Source organism: Pseudomonas sp. KU43P (assembly GCF_033095865.1).
Taxonomy (GTDB): Bacteria; Pseudomonadota; Gammaproteobacteria; order Pseudomonadales; family Pseudomonadaceae; genus Aquipseudomonas.
Map to the genome: position 1 here is coordinate 4,939,847 of NZ_AP019365.1, position 14,924 is coordinate 4,954,770.

At 64.0% G+C, this 14,924-nt stretch carries 11 protein-coding genes; all 11 read left to right on the forward strand.

Annotated elements, in window-relative coordinates; translation table 11 throughout:
- Positions 1-174: 174 nt before the first annotated feature.
- The 11 genes from KU43P_RS22600 to KU43P_RS22650 all read left to right on the forward strand — a co-directional run bounded on the left by KU43P_RS22600 (position 175) and on the right by KU43P_RS22650 (position 14,905).
- Positions 175-1,491 (forward strand): nucleotide sugar dehydrogenase, encoded by a 1,317-nt coding sequence (locus KU43P_RS22600; protein ID WP_317659724.1) that lies wholly within the window; start codon positions 175-177, stop codon positions 1,489-1,491.
- A gap of 74 nt (positions 1,492-1,565) precedes the next feature.
- On the forward strand, positions 1,566-3,047 hold the full coding sequence (locus KU43P_RS22605; RefSeq protein WP_317659725.1) for a glycosyltransferase family 2 protein: 1,482 nt from the start codon (positions 1,566-1,568) through the stop codon (positions 3,045-3,047).
- Between the two features lie 37 nt (positions 3,048-3,084).
- Complete coding sequence (locus KU43P_RS22610) at positions 3,085-4,251, forward strand: alginate biosynthesis protein Alg44 (RefSeq protein WP_317659726.1); 1,167 nt, start codon at positions 3,085-3,087, stop codon at positions 4,249-4,251.
- A 165-nt stretch (positions 4,252-4,416) separates the two neighbouring features.
- Positions 4,417-5,796: an alginate biosynthesis TPR repeat lipoprotein AlgK gene (gene algK, locus KU43P_RS22615; RefSeq protein WP_317663901.1), complete on the forward strand. Its 1,380-nt coding sequence runs from the start codon at positions 4,417-4,419 to the stop codon at positions 5,794-5,796.
- Positions 5,793-7,271, forward strand: a complete 1,479-nt coding sequence (locus KU43P_RS22620) for an alginate export family protein (protein WP_317659727.1) — start codon at positions 5,793-5,795, stop codon at positions 7,269-7,271. Before algK ends, KU43P_RS22620 begins: the two co-directional genes overlap by 4 nt.
- 19 nt (positions 7,272-7,290) lie before the next feature.
- A complete protein-coding gene (gene algG / locus KU43P_RS22625) occupies positions 7,291-8,850 on the forward strand; it encodes a mannuronan 5-epimerase AlgG (RefSeq protein ID WP_317659729.1) in 1,560 nt (519 codons plus the stop codon).
- 13 nt (positions 8,851-8,863) lie between these two features.
- Positions 8,864-10,306 carry an alginate O-acetyltransferase gene (locus KU43P_RS22630; protein ID WP_317659730.1) on the forward strand — a complete coding sequence of 481 codons (1,443 nt, stop codon included), beginning with the start codon at positions 8,864-8,866 and terminating at the stop codon, positions 10,304-10,306.
- Positions 10,307-10,313: 7 nt separating this feature from the next.
- Positions 10,314-11,417: a mannuronate-specific alginate lyase gene (locus KU43P_RS22635; RefSeq protein WP_317659731.1), complete on the forward strand. Its 1,104-nt coding sequence runs from the start codon at positions 10,314-10,316 to the stop codon at positions 11,415-11,417.
- A 192-nt stretch (positions 11,418-11,609) separates the two neighbouring features.
- Positions 11,610-13,067: an MBOAT family O-acyltransferase gene (locus KU43P_RS22640; protein ID WP_317659732.1), complete on the forward strand. Its 1,458-nt coding sequence runs from the start codon at positions 11,610-11,612 to the stop codon at positions 13,065-13,067.
- A gap of 11 nt (positions 13,068-13,078) precedes the next feature.
- Complete coding sequence (locus KU43P_RS22645) at positions 13,079-14,236, forward strand: alginate O-acetyltransferase (RefSeq protein WP_317659733.1); 1,158 nt, start codon at positions 13,079-13,081, stop codon at positions 14,234-14,236.
- 21 nt (positions 14,237-14,257) lie between these two features.
- Positions 14,258-14,905: an alginate O-acetyltransferase AlgF gene (locus KU43P_RS22650; RefSeq protein ID WP_317659734.1), complete on the forward strand. Its 648-nt coding sequence runs from the start codon at positions 14,258-14,260 to the stop codon at positions 14,903-14,905.
- Positions 14,906-14,924: the final 19 nt, after the last annotated feature.

The following is a 14,924-nucleotide window of genomic DNA, read 5'->3' on the forward strand; positions in this document are numbered from 1 at the left end:
GCCTTTTACTGCCAACTTTGAGTGCATAACTTTTTGCGCTCCGAACTTATTCATGCCTGCGCTCGGCGAAGTGTGCATTCGCCCATGGATCCGTGCGCGTTGAAATTGTTGTTAATCAACCCAGTCCGGCTCTTCCCGGAGGAGCTGGCGTGATAAACACATGAGGTGATTGCGATGCGTATCAGCATCTTTGGTTTGGGTTATGTGGGTGCGGTCTGTGCAGGCTGCCTGACGGCGCGAGGCCATGACGTGATTGGTGTGGACGTGTCCAGCACCAAGATCGACCTGATCAATCAGGGCAAGTCGCCCATCGTCGAACCTGGCCTGGAAGCACTGCTGCAACAAGGCATCGCCAACGGCCGTCTGCGTGGCACCACCGACTTCGCCGAGGCCATCCGCGCCAGCGACGTGTCGATGATCTGCGTCGGCACCCCGAGCAAGAAGAACGGCGACCTTGGCCTGGAGTACATCGAGTCGGTGTGCCGCGAAATCGGCTACGTCCTGCGTGACACCACCCGCCGTCACACCATCGTGGTGCGCAGCACCGTGCTGCCTGGCACCGTGAAGAACGTGGTGATCCCGATCCTCGAAGACTGCTCGGGCAAGAAGGCCGGCGTCGACTTCGGCGTCGCGGTCAACCCTGAGTTCCTGCGTGAAAGCACCGCGATCAAGGACTACGACCACCCACCGATGACCGTCATCGGTGAGCTGGACAGCGCCAGCGGCGACGTGCTGCAGAGCCTGTACGAAGAACTCGACGCCCCGGTCATCCGCAAGCCAATCGAAGTGGCCGAGATGATCAAGTACACCTGCAACGTCTGGCACGCCACCAAGGTCACCTTCGCCAACGAAATCGGCAACATCGCCAAGGCCGTGGGTGTCGATGGCCGCGACGTGATGGACGTGGTCTGCCAGGACAAGGTGCTCAACCTGTCGCAGTACTACATGCGCCCAGGCTTCGCCTTCGGTGGCTCGTGCCTGCCCAAGGACGTTCGCGCCCTGACCTACCGCGCTGCCAGCCTCGACGTACGAGCTCCGCTGCTCGACTCGCTGATGCGCAGCAACGAGTCCCAGGTGCAGAACGCCTTCGAGCTGATCGAAGCCCACGACAAGCGCAAGGTCGCCCTGCTCGGCCTGAGCTTCAAGGCCGGCACCGACGACCTGCGTGAAAGCCCGCTGGTGGAACTGGCCGAGCGCTTGATCGGCAAGGGCTACCAGTTGGACATCTACGACGAGAACGTCGAGTACGCCCGGGTTCACGGGGCGAATAAAGAGTACATCGAGTCGAAGATCCCGCACGTGTCCTCGTTGCTCAATGCCAACTTCCAGAAGGTCATCGACAACGCCGACATCATCGTCCTGGGCAACCGTGACGAGCAGTTCCGCGCCCTTGCCCAGCAAGCGCCGGAAGGCAAGCAGGTGATCGACCTGGTCGGCTTCATGAGCAAGCCGACCTGCACCACCAGCCGTACCGAAGGCATCTGCTGGTAAGGCCAAGGCCCGGGCGACGCAGCCTCCCCACTGCGTCGCCCTCCTCCCCCAAGAATTCTCGACGGATGCTGAACATGCAAAGGCTCCAGACAGTGCTGTTGCAGTGCGCCGGTTGGCTGCTCTACATGAGCCTGCTCATGTTGATCGCCCTGGCCCTGCCGGCCGATATCTTCGACTCGCAGTCGAAGCACTTCATCTTCCTGGTCGGCGCAGTCGGCATCTGGCGCTACTCCATGGGCGCCACCCATTTCATCCGCGGCATGATCTTCCTCTACGGCGTGTACCCGTACCTGCGCCGCAAGGTGCAGAAGATGGGCGAGGCCGCAGCGCCTTCGCACGTGTACCTGATGGTCACCAGTTTCCGCATCGAAGCCCTGACCACCGCCCAGGTCTACAGCTCGGTGATTCGCGAAGCGATCGACTGCGGCTACCCCACCACCGTGGTCTGCTCGCTGGTGGAAATGTCCGATGAACTGCTGGTGAAGAGCCTGTGGGCCAAGTACAACCCGCCCGCCCACGTCAAGCTGGACATCGTGCGCATCGCCGGTACCGGCAAGCGCGATGGCCTGGCCTATGGCTTTCGCGCCATCTCGCGGATGCTGCCGGACGAAAACGCCGTGGTCGCAGTGATCGACGGTGACACCGTGCTCGGCGAAGGCGTGGTCCGCAAGACCGTGCCGTGGTTCAAGCTGTTCCCCAATGTCGGTGGCCTGACCACCAACGAATTCTGTGAAGTGCGTGGCGGCTACATCATGAGCGAGTGGCACAAGCTGCGCTTCGCTCAGCGCCACATCAACATGTGCTCGATGGCCCTGAGCAAACGCGTGCTGACCATGACCGGGCGCATGTCGATGTTCCGCGCCAGCGTGGTGACCAACCCCGAGTTCATCGCCGACGTCGAAAGCGACTCGCTGATGCACTGGCGCCTGGGCCGCTTCAAGTTCCTCACCGGCGACGACAAGTCGAGCTGGTTCAGCCTGATGCGCCTGGGCTACGACACCTTCTACGTGCCGGACGCCGCCATCAACACGGTCGAGCACCCGCCGGAAAAAAGCTTCCTCAAGGCCAGCCGCAAGCTGATGTACCGCTGGTACGGCAACAACCTGCGGCAGAACTCCCGCGCCCTGGGTCTGGGTGTAGGCCGCCTGGGCCTGTTCACCAGCATCGTGCTGTTCGACCAGCGCGTGTCGATGTGGACCAGCCTGCTGGGCCTGACCGTGGCAGTGATCGCCAGCCTCAAGTTCGGCATGGCCTACCTGCTGGTGTACCTGCTGTGGATCGGCATCACCCGCCTGATCCTCACCATCATGCTGCTGTGCTCGGGCCACAACGTGGGCCCGGCCTACCCGCTGATTCTCTATTACAACCAGATCGTCGGCGCGCTGATGAAGATCTACGTGTTCTTCCGCCTCGACAAGCAGTCCTGGACCCGCCAACCGACTGCCCTCAAGCGTGACCTCGCCAGTTTTCAACAATGGTTCAACACCTGGTCCTCGCGGACCATGACCTTCTCGGCTGCCAGCATCTTCGTCGCTGTGCTGTTCATGGTCGTGTGAGCCCAACCCGGATCGGATCTAACAGGAACAAACCACCATGAATACCGCCGTGAACGTCAATGTCGTGCATGAGTCCGAAGCCCAGCGCCAACACGCCCGGGTGCGCATTCCCGCCAAGCTGCGCTTCCTGGACAATGAGCGCCAAGCCCACGAAGTGAAGGTCGACGACCTGTCCGCCGGTGGCTTGAGCTTCCACACCAAGCAGCCGCTGTCGGTGGGCGACGTCCTTCGCGGGCGCCTGCAGTTCGTGGTCGACAACCTCGGCCTGTCGATGGATATCGAATTCCAGGTGCGCTCCTACAACACGGCCAGCGGCCGGACCGGTGCGCAGTTCCAGAACCTGGAGCCTCGCGACATCGCTACCCTGCGCCACATCATCACCAGCCACCTGTCGGGTGAGCTGATCAGCATCGGCGATGTGCTCAGCACCCTGCAGCGCGACAACTTCACCAAGGCGCGCAAGCAGAAGGACGGCGGCTCGGGGCTGTCCGCCTTCGGCCGGCTCAAGGCGGTGACTGTCACCCTCGGTGTATTCGTGGTCGGTGTCGCGGCATTCGGCTTCGTCGCCAAATCGCTGTACGGCATGTACTTCATCAGCCACGCCGAGGCCGGTGTGGTCGCCGTGCCGACCACCACTGTCACCATGCCGCGCGACGGCACCGTGAGCAGCCTGGTCGAAAGCGGTGGGCAGATCGTCAAGGGCGCGCCGCTGGCAAGCTTCAGCACCAGCATGCTGGACATGCTCAAAGGCCACCTGGACGACTCGCAGCTCGAGCCGGCCAAGGTCGAGGAACTGTTCGGCAAGCAGCTTTCGGGCACCCTTACCAGCCCTTGCGATTGCGTGGTCGCCCGCCAGTTGGTGGACGACGGCCAGTACGCGGCCAAAGGCCAGCCGATCTTCCAGCTGGTCCCTCGCACGACCAACCCAATGGTCGAGGCACGCTTCAGCTACCGCCAGTTCGACGAGGTCAAGCCAGGTACCCGGGTCAACTTCCAGATCGCTGGCGAAGACGAAGTGCGTACCGGCCAGATTGTCAGCAGCGCCAGCCTCAACAGTGAAGACCTGGCCTCCGACATCCGCGTGCAGATCAAGCCGGACGCCAGCCTGCCCGCCGAACTGGCAGGTCGCCCGGCGTCGGTCAACAGCGACCGCGGCCCTTCGCTCGACTGGCTGATCGACAAAGCCGTGGCCCGTGGGCTGTAAGAGGACAAGTCGATGACTAGCAGACAACTCGGTACCTGTAGGAGCTGGCTTGCCAGCGATCGAGTGCGTAGCACTCGCCCGGCAGATGTGTCGGCTGCGACGGCCAATCGCCGGCAAGCCGGCTCCCACATTGTCGGCGTAAGCCTTGGCATCTGTAGCCTGGCCATGGCGATCGCCCTGGCCGGCTGTGCCGGCCTGCCCGATCAGCGCCTGGCCAACGAGGCCTTCAAGCGCGGCGACACCGCGCTGGCCGAGCGCAACTACAAGGCCCTGGCCGACCTGGGCTACAGCGACGCGCAAGTGGGCCTGGCCGACATCAAGGTGTCTACCGGCGACCCTGCCCAGTTCAAGCAAGCCGAGGCCACCTACCGCGCCGCGGCCGCCACCTCGCCGCGTGCCCAGGTACGCCTCGGCCGCCTGCTGGTGGCCAAGCCCGACAGCACCCAGGCCGAGCGCGAAGAAGCCGAAAAGCTGCTCAAGTCCGCCGCCGAGCAGGGTGAGAACAAGACCCTGATCCCACTGGCGATGCTGTACCTGCTGTACCCGCAGAGCTTCCCCAACGTCAACGCCCAGCAGCAGATCGACCAGTGGCGCGCTGCCGGCTACCCGGAAGCAGGCCTGGCGCAGATCCTGCTCTATCGCACCCAGGGCACCTACGACCAGAACCTCGACAACGTCGAGAAGCTCTGCAAGCAAGCCCTGGCCACCATGGACGTGTGCTACGCCGAGCTGGCCACCGTGTACCAGAAGCGCGGCCAGGCCGACCAGCAGGCCGCCCTGCTCGAGCAGCTCAAGGCCGGCTATGCCCGCGGCACCGTGCCGGCCACTCGCGTCGACAACGTCGCCCGTGTACTGGCCGACCGCACCCTCGGGCAGACCGACGAAAAAACCGCCAAGGACCTGCTCGAACACATCGCCCCGGCCAACCCGGCCTCCTGGGTCAGCCTGGCGCAACTGCTCTACGACTTCCCCGAACTGGGCGACACCGACCAGCTGATGGCCTACATCGACAAGGGCCGCGCCGCCGAACAACCACGCGCCGAGCTGCTGCTGGGCCGCCTGTACTACGAAGGCAAGACCATCCCGGCCGACGCCGAGAAAGCCGAGCACCACCTGCAGGCCGCCGCCGACGCAGGCGAGATCAGCGCCGACTACTACCTCGGCCAGTTGTACCGCCGCGGCTACCTGGGCGATGTCGAGCCGCAGAAAGCCGTCGACCACCTGCTCAGCGCCGCCCGTGGCGGCCAGAACAGTGCCGACTACGCCCTCGCCCAGCTATTCAGCGAGGGCCACGGCATCCGCCCGGAGCCGACCAACGCCTGGGTGTTCGCCCAACTGTCGCAGGTCAACCCGACGCCGCAATCGACCGAGCTGCTGCAGCAACTCGACCAGCAACTCACGCCCGAACAGCGCAGCCAGGCCCAGAACCTGCTGGCGCAGGAAAAGCAGGCCCGCGGCAGCATGGCCCAAGGCGGCCGCACCAGCTTTGCGCTTGATGCCCTGCAAGACCAAGACCCCGAAGTAGATGGTGAGGACATGCTATGACGCTCAATCCCTTCGTGAAAGCCGGCATCGGCCTGAGCTTCGCATTGCTGTGGTCCTGCCCGACCCTGGCCGACATCACGGCGCAGAAGAACTTCGGCCTGGATGTGAAGATCACCGGCCAGTCGGAAGACGACCGCGACCTGGGCACCCGCTCCGGCGGCGACGTCAACGGCCTGGGCCTCGACCTGCGCCCGTGGGTCTACGGTGAACGCGGCAACTGGAGCGCCTATGCCATGGGCCAGGCTGTCGCCGCCACCGACACCATCGAAACCGACACCCTGCGCCAGAACGACGACGGCACCACCACCGACACCGGTGACGACAGCCGCAAGCCGGACAAGAACTACCTGGCCATGCGCGAGTTCTGGGTCGGCTACAGCGGCCTCACTGCCTACCCCGGCGAGCAACTGCGCCTGGGCCGCCAGCGCCTGCGCAGCGACGACGGCATGTGGCGTGACACCAACATCGAAGCGCTGAACTGGACCTTCGACACCACCCTGCTCAAGGCCGACCTGGGCGTGGCCCAGCGCTTCAGCGAGTACCGCACCGACCTGACCGAGCTGGCCCCGGAAGACAAGGACCGCACGCACGTCTACGGCAACATCGCCACGCAGTGGACACCCGGCCACTGGGTCGGCGTGCGCGCCCACCACACCCATGACAGCGGCAGCCTGAAGAACCCGGGCGAGACGGTCGACGCGCTGGACAAGACGCGCACCGGCGACCTCACCTGGCTGGGCCTGGAGGCCAACAGTGACGCCTACAACTGGCGCAACGACCACACCGTCAACTACTGGGGCAGCGTCACCTGGCTGACCGGTGACCGCGACACCCTCAGCAGCCAACGGGTGAACGGCGAGCAGGTGGCGACCGGCAAGCAGAGCGGCGACGTCAATGCCTGGGCCACCGACCTGGGTATCCGCCTGCGCCTGGACCCGCAATGGCAGGTCGGTGCGGCCTATGCCCGTGGCAGCGGCGGCGGTGGCGACGACGGTTCGAACAACTTCGAGCAGACCGGCCTTGAGAGCAACCGCTCCAACTTCACCGGTACCCGCTCGCGCGTACACCGCTTCGGCGAAGCCTTCCGCGGCGAGCTGGGCAACCTGCAGGCGGCCACCCTGTTCGCCTCCTGGCAGCTGCGCGACGACTATGACGCCAGCTTCATCTACCACAAGTTCTGGCGTGTCGATGGCTCGCAGAACATCGGTTCGAGCGGCATCAACGCGGCGGTCAACGACAACGGCATCAGCCGCCCGCTGGTCGACGGCGAAAAAGACCTCGGCCAGGAAATGGACGTGGTCGTCACCAAGTACTTCAAGCAAGGCCTGCTGCCGGCCTCGATGAGCCAGGCGATCGACGAGCCGTCCGCGCTGGTGCGCCTGCGCGCCGGCGTGTTCAAGCCGGGCGATGCCTATGGCAAGGAAGCGGATTCGTACATGCACCGCGCCTTCGTCGACGTGATCTGGCGCTTCTGAGGCCGGGAGAGGACCTGCAATGAACCTTCACCCGCACATCCGTCACAGCCTCCTGGCCAGCGCATTGCTGCTGGCCTCAGGCCTGGCCGTCGCCGCAGAACCGGCGGTGATCGCCAAGGAACTGCAGCAGGCCAAGACCTACACCGTGTCCAGCGCGCCAACCGAGCCGCTGCACATGGACCCGCCGAAGCTGCCCGACCTGAGCGGCTACACGGCCGACGCCGTGCAGAAAAAGATCGACCGTCGCCACAAGGGCAAGGTCAGCGTGCGCCGCATGCTCCAGGAGGAGTCGCTGAAGGAATTCATCGGCGGCGACAACAAGGCGGCCGAGTGGGTGCAGCGCCAGCACGGCATTCCCCAGGCGATCTTCGTCGATGACGGCCATGTCGACCTGGTACAGCTGAGCAAACAGGTGCCCAAGCAGTACCTCAGCGAAGTCGAGCCGGGTGTGTACCTGGCTCGCCTGCCGATCGTGGTCGGCCAGAAGGGCATCCTGGAGATCGATGGCAAGGTCAAGCAGCTGCGCCTGTCCCAGGAAGGCGGCTCGTTCCTGGTCAACGACGGCAAACTGTTCATCAGCGATACCCAGGTGACCGGCTGGCGCGAGAAGGACAACGGCCCTGCCACGTTCCGCTCGCCCAAGGAGTTCCGCCCGTTCCTGCTGTCGTGGGGTGGCACCGAGACCTACATCGTCAATACCAAGATGGCCAGCTTCGGCTACGCCAAGTCCAAGTCGTATGGCGTGAGCATCTCTCAGTACACGCCGAACATGGCCAAGCGCATGGGCCGCCCTGAGCCCACCGGCTGGATTATCGGCTCGGAATTCAGCGACATGTGGTACGGCTTCTACTGCTACGAGACGCAGGACTTCGTGGTCAAGGACAACACCTACCGCGACAACATCGTCTACGGCATCGACCCGCATGACCGTTCACACCGCCTGATCATCGCCGGCAACACGGTATACGGCACCAAGAAGAAGCACGGGATCATCGTTTCGCGCGAGGTCAACGACAGCTGGATCATCAACAACAAGAGCTATGACAACAAGCTCTCCGGCGTGGTGATCGACCGTAACAGCGTCAACAACCTGATCGCCTACAACGAGATCTACCGCAACCACACCGACGGCATCACCCTGTACGAAAGCGGCGACAACCTGATCTGGGGCAACAAGCTGATCAACAACCGTCGCCACGGCATCCGCGTGCGCAACAGCGTGAACATCCGCCTGTACGAGAACATCGCCATGGCCAACGGCCTGGTCGGGGTGTACGGGCACATCAAGGACCTGTCCGACACCGACCGCGACATCGCCCTCGACCCCTTCGACACCAAGGTGTCGCTGATCGTGGTCGGCGGTGAGCTGGCGGCCAACGGCTCCGGCCCCCTGTCGATCGACTCGCCGCTGTCGGTGGAGTTGTACAAGGTCTCCATGCTCGCCCCGCGCAAGGCCAGCGGTATCAGCCTCAACGGCATCCTCGGTGAGCGCCAGGACGAAATCCTCGACCTGCTGGTGCGCCAGCAGAAGGCCGTGCTGATCGACCCGGTCGAACGTCAGACCGAAATGATCGATTAAGGAAGCCCAGACCATGACTCCACACTTGATGAAACTGCTGGGCCTGTCCGCCGCCCTCCTGGCCATCAGCCAGGGCGTACGCGCCGATGACGTGAAGGCCCCGGCCTTCACCGCCGAGCCTTGCTGCCAACTGTGCCCCGAGGCGCACGACGCCAGCCGCTACACCACGCGCTATCAGCAGAACTTCACCACCCTGGTGCAGGCCCAGGGCGACTGGCTGTTCCGTACCCGCGAAGATTTGCGCACCGAGTTCAACACCACCCCGGCCGGCTACAAGCGCCTGCAGCAGGTGCATGACGCATTCAAGAAGCGCGGCGTGGAACTGGTGGTGGTGTACCAGCCGACCCGTGGCCTGGTGAACCGCAACATGCTCAACCCGGCCGAGAAAGCCGCCTTCGACTACCAGAAGGCCCTGGGCAACTACCAGGCCATGCTCAAGCGCTTCGCCAGCATGGGCTACAACGTGCCCGACCTGTCGCCGCTGACCAACGAACAGTTGGCTGCCGCCGACCAGGGCAAGGACTTCTACTTCCGCGGCGACCAGCACTGGACGCCTTACGGCGCCCAGCGCGCGGCGAAGATCGTGGCCGATACCGTGCACAAGATGCCGGCCTTCGAAGGCATCCCACGCAAGGAATTCGAAACCCAGAAATCCGGGCGCATGGGCAAGACCGGCACCCTGCACAACGTCGCCGGCCAGCTTTGCGGCACCAGCTACGCGGTGCAGTACATGGACCAGTTCGCCACCGAACCGAAAGGCTCCAGCGGCGGTGGCGACGACCTGTTCGGTGACAGCGGCAACGCCCAGATCACCCTGGTCGGCACCAGCCACAGTGGCAAGAACTACAACTTCTCGGGCTTCCTCGAGCAGTACATCGGCGCCGACGTGCTCAACGTCGCCTTCCCTGGTGGTGGCCTGGAAGGCTCGATGATCCAGTACCTGGGCAGCGAGGAGTTCCAGAACAACCCACCGAAGATCCTCATCTGGGAGTTCTCGCCGCTGTACCGCCTGGACCAGGAAACCATCTGGCGGCAGATCCTCGGCCTGCTCGATGACGGCTGCGATGCGCGCCCGGCACTGATGAGCGCCAGCACCACCCTCAAGCCCGGCAAGAACGAACTGATGGTCAACGGCAAGGGCGGCGTGATCAAAGACCTGATCAACCGCAACCTGCAGATGGACGTGAAGTTCGAAGACCCGTCGGTGAAGGTGCTGCAGGCGACCCTCTGGTACCTCAACGGCCGCCACGAGGACATCAAGTTGGAGAAACCGGAAACCTCCGACACCGATGGGCGCTTCGTCTTCCAGATGCGTGAGGACGAGGACTGGGCCAGCCAGAACCTGCTGGCGTTCGAGGTCCAGGGGCCGGAGAACGGCACCCAGAAGGTCGAGGCCAAACTCTGCAAACGCAACAACTTCGCCGTGCCTGCGCAAACCGCCCAGGCCGGCCAGTGAGGCGACCATGACTGCATTCAAGCGAACCTTCCGCCCTGCCCTGCTCGCCCTGGCGCTGTTCGGCAGTGCCGCGCATGCCGCGCTGGTGCCCCCCCAGGGTTACTACGAGGGCATCGAGAAGCTCAAGACCCGCGATGGCAATTTCCGCTGTGAAGCGGCGCCCAAGCCGTTCACCGGCGCGCTGCAGTTTCGCAGCAAGTACGAAGGCTCGGACAAGGCCCGGGCCACCCTGAACCTGGATTCGGAACAGGCCTTCCGCGACTCCACCAAGGACATCACCAGCCTCGAGCGTGGCGTGGCCAAGATGGTCAACCAGTACATGCGCGACGGCCGCCCGGCGCAGCTCGACTGCGCCCTGACCTGGCTGGGTACCTGGGCTCGCGCCGATGCGCTGATGTCGACCAACTACAACCACACCGGCAAGTCCATGCGCAAATGGGCGCTGGGCAGCATGAGCGGTTCGTGGCTGCGCCTGAAGTTCTCCAACTCGCAGCCGCTGGCCGCGCACCAGGCCGAGGCAGAGCTGATCGAGAAGTGGTTCGGCCGCCTCGCCGAACAGACCGTGCGCGACTGGAGCAACCTGCCGCTGGAGAAGATCAACAACCACAGCTACTGGGCGGCCTGGTCGGTGATGGCTACCGCCGTGGCCACCGACCGCCGCGACCTGTTCGACTGGGCGGTGAAGGAATACAAGGTCGGCGCCAACCAGATCGACGACCAGGGCTTCTTGCCCAACGAGGTCAAACGCAAGCAGCGCGCCCTGGCCTACCACAACTACGCCCTGCCGCCGCTGGCGATGATCGCCAGTTTCGCCAAGGCCAATGGCGTGGACCTGCGCAGCGAAAACAACTTCGCCCTGCAGCGCCTGGGCGAAGGCGTGCTGGCCGGCGCCCGCGACCCACGCCACTTCGCTGAACGCGCCGGTGAAAAACAGGACATGAAAGACCTGAAGATCGACAGCAAGTACGCCTGGCTCGAGCCGTGGTGCGCGCTGTACCAGTGCGTCGGCGACACGCTCGAGCGCAAGCACGGGATGCAGCCGTTCGACAGCTTCAGGCTGGGCGGCAACCTGACTCGGGTCTACGACCCGAGTGCGGATACCAAGAAGTAACGCAAAACCCTGTGGGAGCCGGCTTGCCGGCGATGGGCCGCAAAGCGGCCCCTGAGTACCGCTGGGCAAGGCTGGCGCCTTGCATCGCCGGCAAGCCAGCTCCCACAGGAATCTAGGTAGCCCGCCACGCATGCGTGGGGGGTTTGGGGGGCGCTTTGCCCTGGATGCTGTGAACAACTTAGGAGAACCGGGATGGTCTTCTCGTCCAACGTGTTCCTGTTCCTGTTCTTGCCGATCTTTCTCGGCCTGTACTACCTGAGCGGGCAACGCTATCGCAACCTGTTGCTGCTGGTCGCCAGCTACATCTTCTACGCCTGGTGGCGGGTGGACTTCCTCGCCCTGTTCGCCGGCGTGACCCTGTGGAACTACTGGATCGGCCTGAAAGTCGGCGCCGCCGGCGTGCGCACCAAGCCGGCCCAGCGCTGGCTGCTGCTTGGCGTGGGCGTCGACCTGGCGATCCTGGGCTACTTCAAGTACGCCAACTTCGGCGTCGACAGCCTCAACGCGATCATCACCTCGTTTGGCCTGGAGCCGTTCATTCTCACCCACGTGCTGCTGCCGATCGGTATCTCGTTCTATATCTTCGAGTCCATCAGCTACATCATCGACGTGTACCGCGGCGACACCCCGGCCACCCGCAACCTGATCGACTTCGCCGCATTCGTGGCGATCTTCCCGCACCTGATCGCCGGCCCCGTGCTGCGTTTCAAGGACCTGGTCGACCAGTTCAACAACCGCACCCACACCCTGGACAAGTTCTCCGAAGGCTGCACCCGCTTCATGCAGGGCTTCATCAAGAAAGTGTTCATCGCCGACACCCTGGCAGTGGTCGCCGATCACTGCTTCGCCCTGCAGAACCCGACCACCGGTGATGCCTGGCTCGGCGCGCTGGCCTACACCGCCCAGTTGTACTTCGACTTCTCCGGCTACAGCGACATGGCCATCGGTCTGGGCCTGATGATGGGCTTCCGCTTCATGGAGAACTTCAAGCAGCCGTACATCAGCCAGTCGATCACCGAGTTCTGGCGCCGCTGGCACATCAGCCTGTCGACCTGGCTGCGCGACTACCTCTACATCACCCTGGGCGGCAACCGCAAAGGCACCTTCAACACCTACCGCAACCTGTTCCTGACCATGCTTCTGGGCGGCCTGTGGCACGGTGCCAACTTCACCTACATCATCTGGGGCGCCTGGCACGGCATGTGGCTGGCCATCGAACGTGCGCTGGGCATCGACACCAACCCGCAGCGCTTCAACCCGGTCAAGTGGGCGTTCACCTTCCTGCTGGTGGTGGTCGGCTGGGTGATCTTCCGCGCCGAGAACCTGCACGTGGCCGGCCGCATGTACGGCGCCATGTTCAGCTTCGGCGAATGGCAGCTGTCGGAGCTCAACCGCGCCCAGCTCACCGGGCTGCAGGTAGCGACGCTGGTGATCGCCTACCTGACCCTGGCGTTCTTCGGCCTGCGCGACTTCTACCGCAATGCCAAGCCGACGGCCAAGGCCACCCCGGTGCAAGTCAACGCCGACGGCTCGATCGGACTGGACTGGACCCGGGTGATGTCCCGCGCCCTGATCCTGATGCTGTTCGTGGCCTCGATCCTCAAGCTTTCGGCGCAGAGTTATTCGCCGTTCCTCTACTTCCAGTTCTGAGGTTGATGACCATGACCCGGACATTACGCATCACTTACTCCCTGTCGTTCCTCGGCCTGCTGGTGGGCATGGGCGTGTGGTCCACCGGAGGCCTGCAAAGCTTCCAGCGCACCGAGCAGATGACCCTGCTCAACGGCAAGCTGGCCAAGGCCGCCGAAACCCACTACGACGACCAGTTCCCGATCAAGCGCCTGGGCACCAACCTCTGGGCCGCGCTGGACTTCAAGCTGTTCAACGAAGGCCGCCCCGGCGTGGTGCTGGGCCGTGACCAGTGGCTGTTCAGCGATGAAGAGTTCAAGCCCACGGCCGGTGCCGAACAACTGATGCAGGAAAACCTGGCGCTGATCCGTGGCGTGCGCGACACCTTGCAGCAGCACGGCAGCCAGTTGGTGCTGGCGATCGTGCCGGCCAAGGCGCGCATCTATTCGGAATACGTGGGCAAAGAACAACCGGCCAGCCTGCATGACGACCTGTACAACCAGTTCCATGCCCAGGTACGCCAGGCCAACGTGTTCGCCCCGGACCTGCAGGCAGCGATGGAGCAGGCCAAGGCCCGCGGCCAGGTGTTCCTGCGCACCGACACCCACTGGACGCCGATGGGTGCCGAAGTGGCCGCCCAGGCGCTGGCCGAAGCGGTCAACCGCCAGAGCCTGCTCAACGGCGACCCGCAGACCTTCATCACCGAAGCTGGCAACACCGCACCTTACAAGGGCGACCTGACCAACTTCCTGCCGCTCGACCCGCTGTTCAGCAACCTGCTGCCGAGCCCGGACAACCTGCAGCAACGCACTACCCGCCCGGCCGAGGCCGAAGGTGACGCCGGCGACGCCCTGTTCGCCGAGAGCCAGATCCCGGTCGCCCTGGTGGGTACCAGCTACAGCGCCAACCCGCACTGGAACTTCCTCGGCGCGCTGCAGCAGGCCCTGCACAGCGACGTCGCCAACTATGCCGAAGACGGCCACGGTCCGCTCCTGCCGATGCTCAAGTACCTGCAGAGCGATGCCTTCAAGAACGCCGCGCCACAAGTGGTGGTGTGGGAATTCCCCGAACGTTATCTGCCAATGAAGAACGACCTCAGCAGCTTCGATCCGCAGTGGATCGCGCAACTGAAGAACTCCCGTAAATCCGAAGAAAACCTGGCCTTGTCGTCCACCCGGACGGACCACTGATAGATAGAGAGGAACACGCACATGACTACCAAGACTTCCATTGCCAAAGCCCTCACCCTCGCGGCAGGCCTGTCTCTCGCTTCCATGCAGGCCTTCGCTGGCGCCGACGCTGCGCTGTACGGCCCGACCGCGCCGAAAGGCTCGACCTTCGTGCGCCTGTACAACGCCGCCAGCGCCCCCGCGGCCGCCAGCGTCGGCAACACCCAGATCAAGCAGGTTGGCGCCCAGGCCAGCAGCGACTTCAGCTTCTTGCCAGGCGGTGACTACACCGCCCAGGTCGGTGGCAAGAGCGTCCCGGTCAAGCTGGCTGCCGACAAGTACTACACCCTGGTCAACAACAATGGCGGCAATCCGCAACTGATCGAAGAGCCACCGTTCAAGAACAAGCAGAAAGCGCTGGTACGCGTGCAGAACCTCAGCGACCAGGCCCTGACCCTGAAAACCGCCGACGGCAAGACCGAAGTGGTGCAGTCGGTGGCGGCCAAGGGCCGTGGCGAACGTGAGATCAACCCGGTCAAGGTCAACCTGGCCCTGTTCGAAGGCAATAAGAAAGTCAGCGACCTCAAACCGGTCGCCCTGGAGCGCGGCGAAGCTGCCGTGCTGTACGTCACCGGTTCGGGCAGCAGCCTGTCGCCGGTCTGGGTCACTCGCCCAGTGTCCACTAACTGATCCCCTGCCTCATTAACGA

Coding starts and splice junctions, on each gene's coding strand:
- KU43P_RS22600 (WP_317659724.1), top strand. CDS start 175: ATGCGTATCAGCATCTTTGGTTTGGGTTATGTGGGTGCGGTCTGTGCA.
- KU43P_RS22605 (WP_317659725.1), top strand. CDS start 1,566: ATGCAAAGGCTCCAGACAGTGCTGTTGCAGTGCGCCGGTTGGCTGCTC.
- KU43P_RS22610 (WP_317659726.1), top strand. CDS start 3,085: ATGAATACCGCCGTGAACGTCAATGTCGTGCATGAGTCCGAAGCCCAG.
- algK (WP_317663901.1), top strand. CDS start 4,417: ATGGCGATCGCCCTGGCCGGCTGTGCCGGCCTGCCCGATCAGCGCCTG.
- KU43P_RS22620 (WP_317659727.1), top strand. CDS start 5,793: ATGACGCTCAATCCCTTCGTGAAAGCCGGCATCGGCCTGAGCTTCGCA.
- algG (WP_317659729.1), top strand. CDS start 7,291: ATGAACCTTCACCCGCACATCCGTCACAGCCTCCTGGCCAGCGCATTG.
- KU43P_RS22630 (WP_317659730.1), top strand. CDS start 8,864: ATGACTCCACACTTGATGAAACTGCTGGGCCTGTCCGCCGCCCTCCTG.
- KU43P_RS22635 (WP_317659731.1), top strand. CDS start 10,314: ATGACTGCATTCAAGCGAACCTTCCGCCCTGCCCTGCTCGCCCTGGCG.
- KU43P_RS22640 (WP_317659732.1), top strand. CDS start 11,610: ATGGTCTTCTCGTCCAACGTGTTCCTGTTCCTGTTCTTGCCGATCTTT.
- KU43P_RS22645 (WP_317659733.1), top strand. CDS start 13,079: ATGACCCGGACATTACGCATCACTTACTCCCTGTCGTTCCTCGGCCTG.
- KU43P_RS22650 (WP_317659734.1), top strand. CDS start 14,258: ATGACTACCAAGACTTCCATTGCCAAAGCCCTCACCCTCGCGGCAGGC.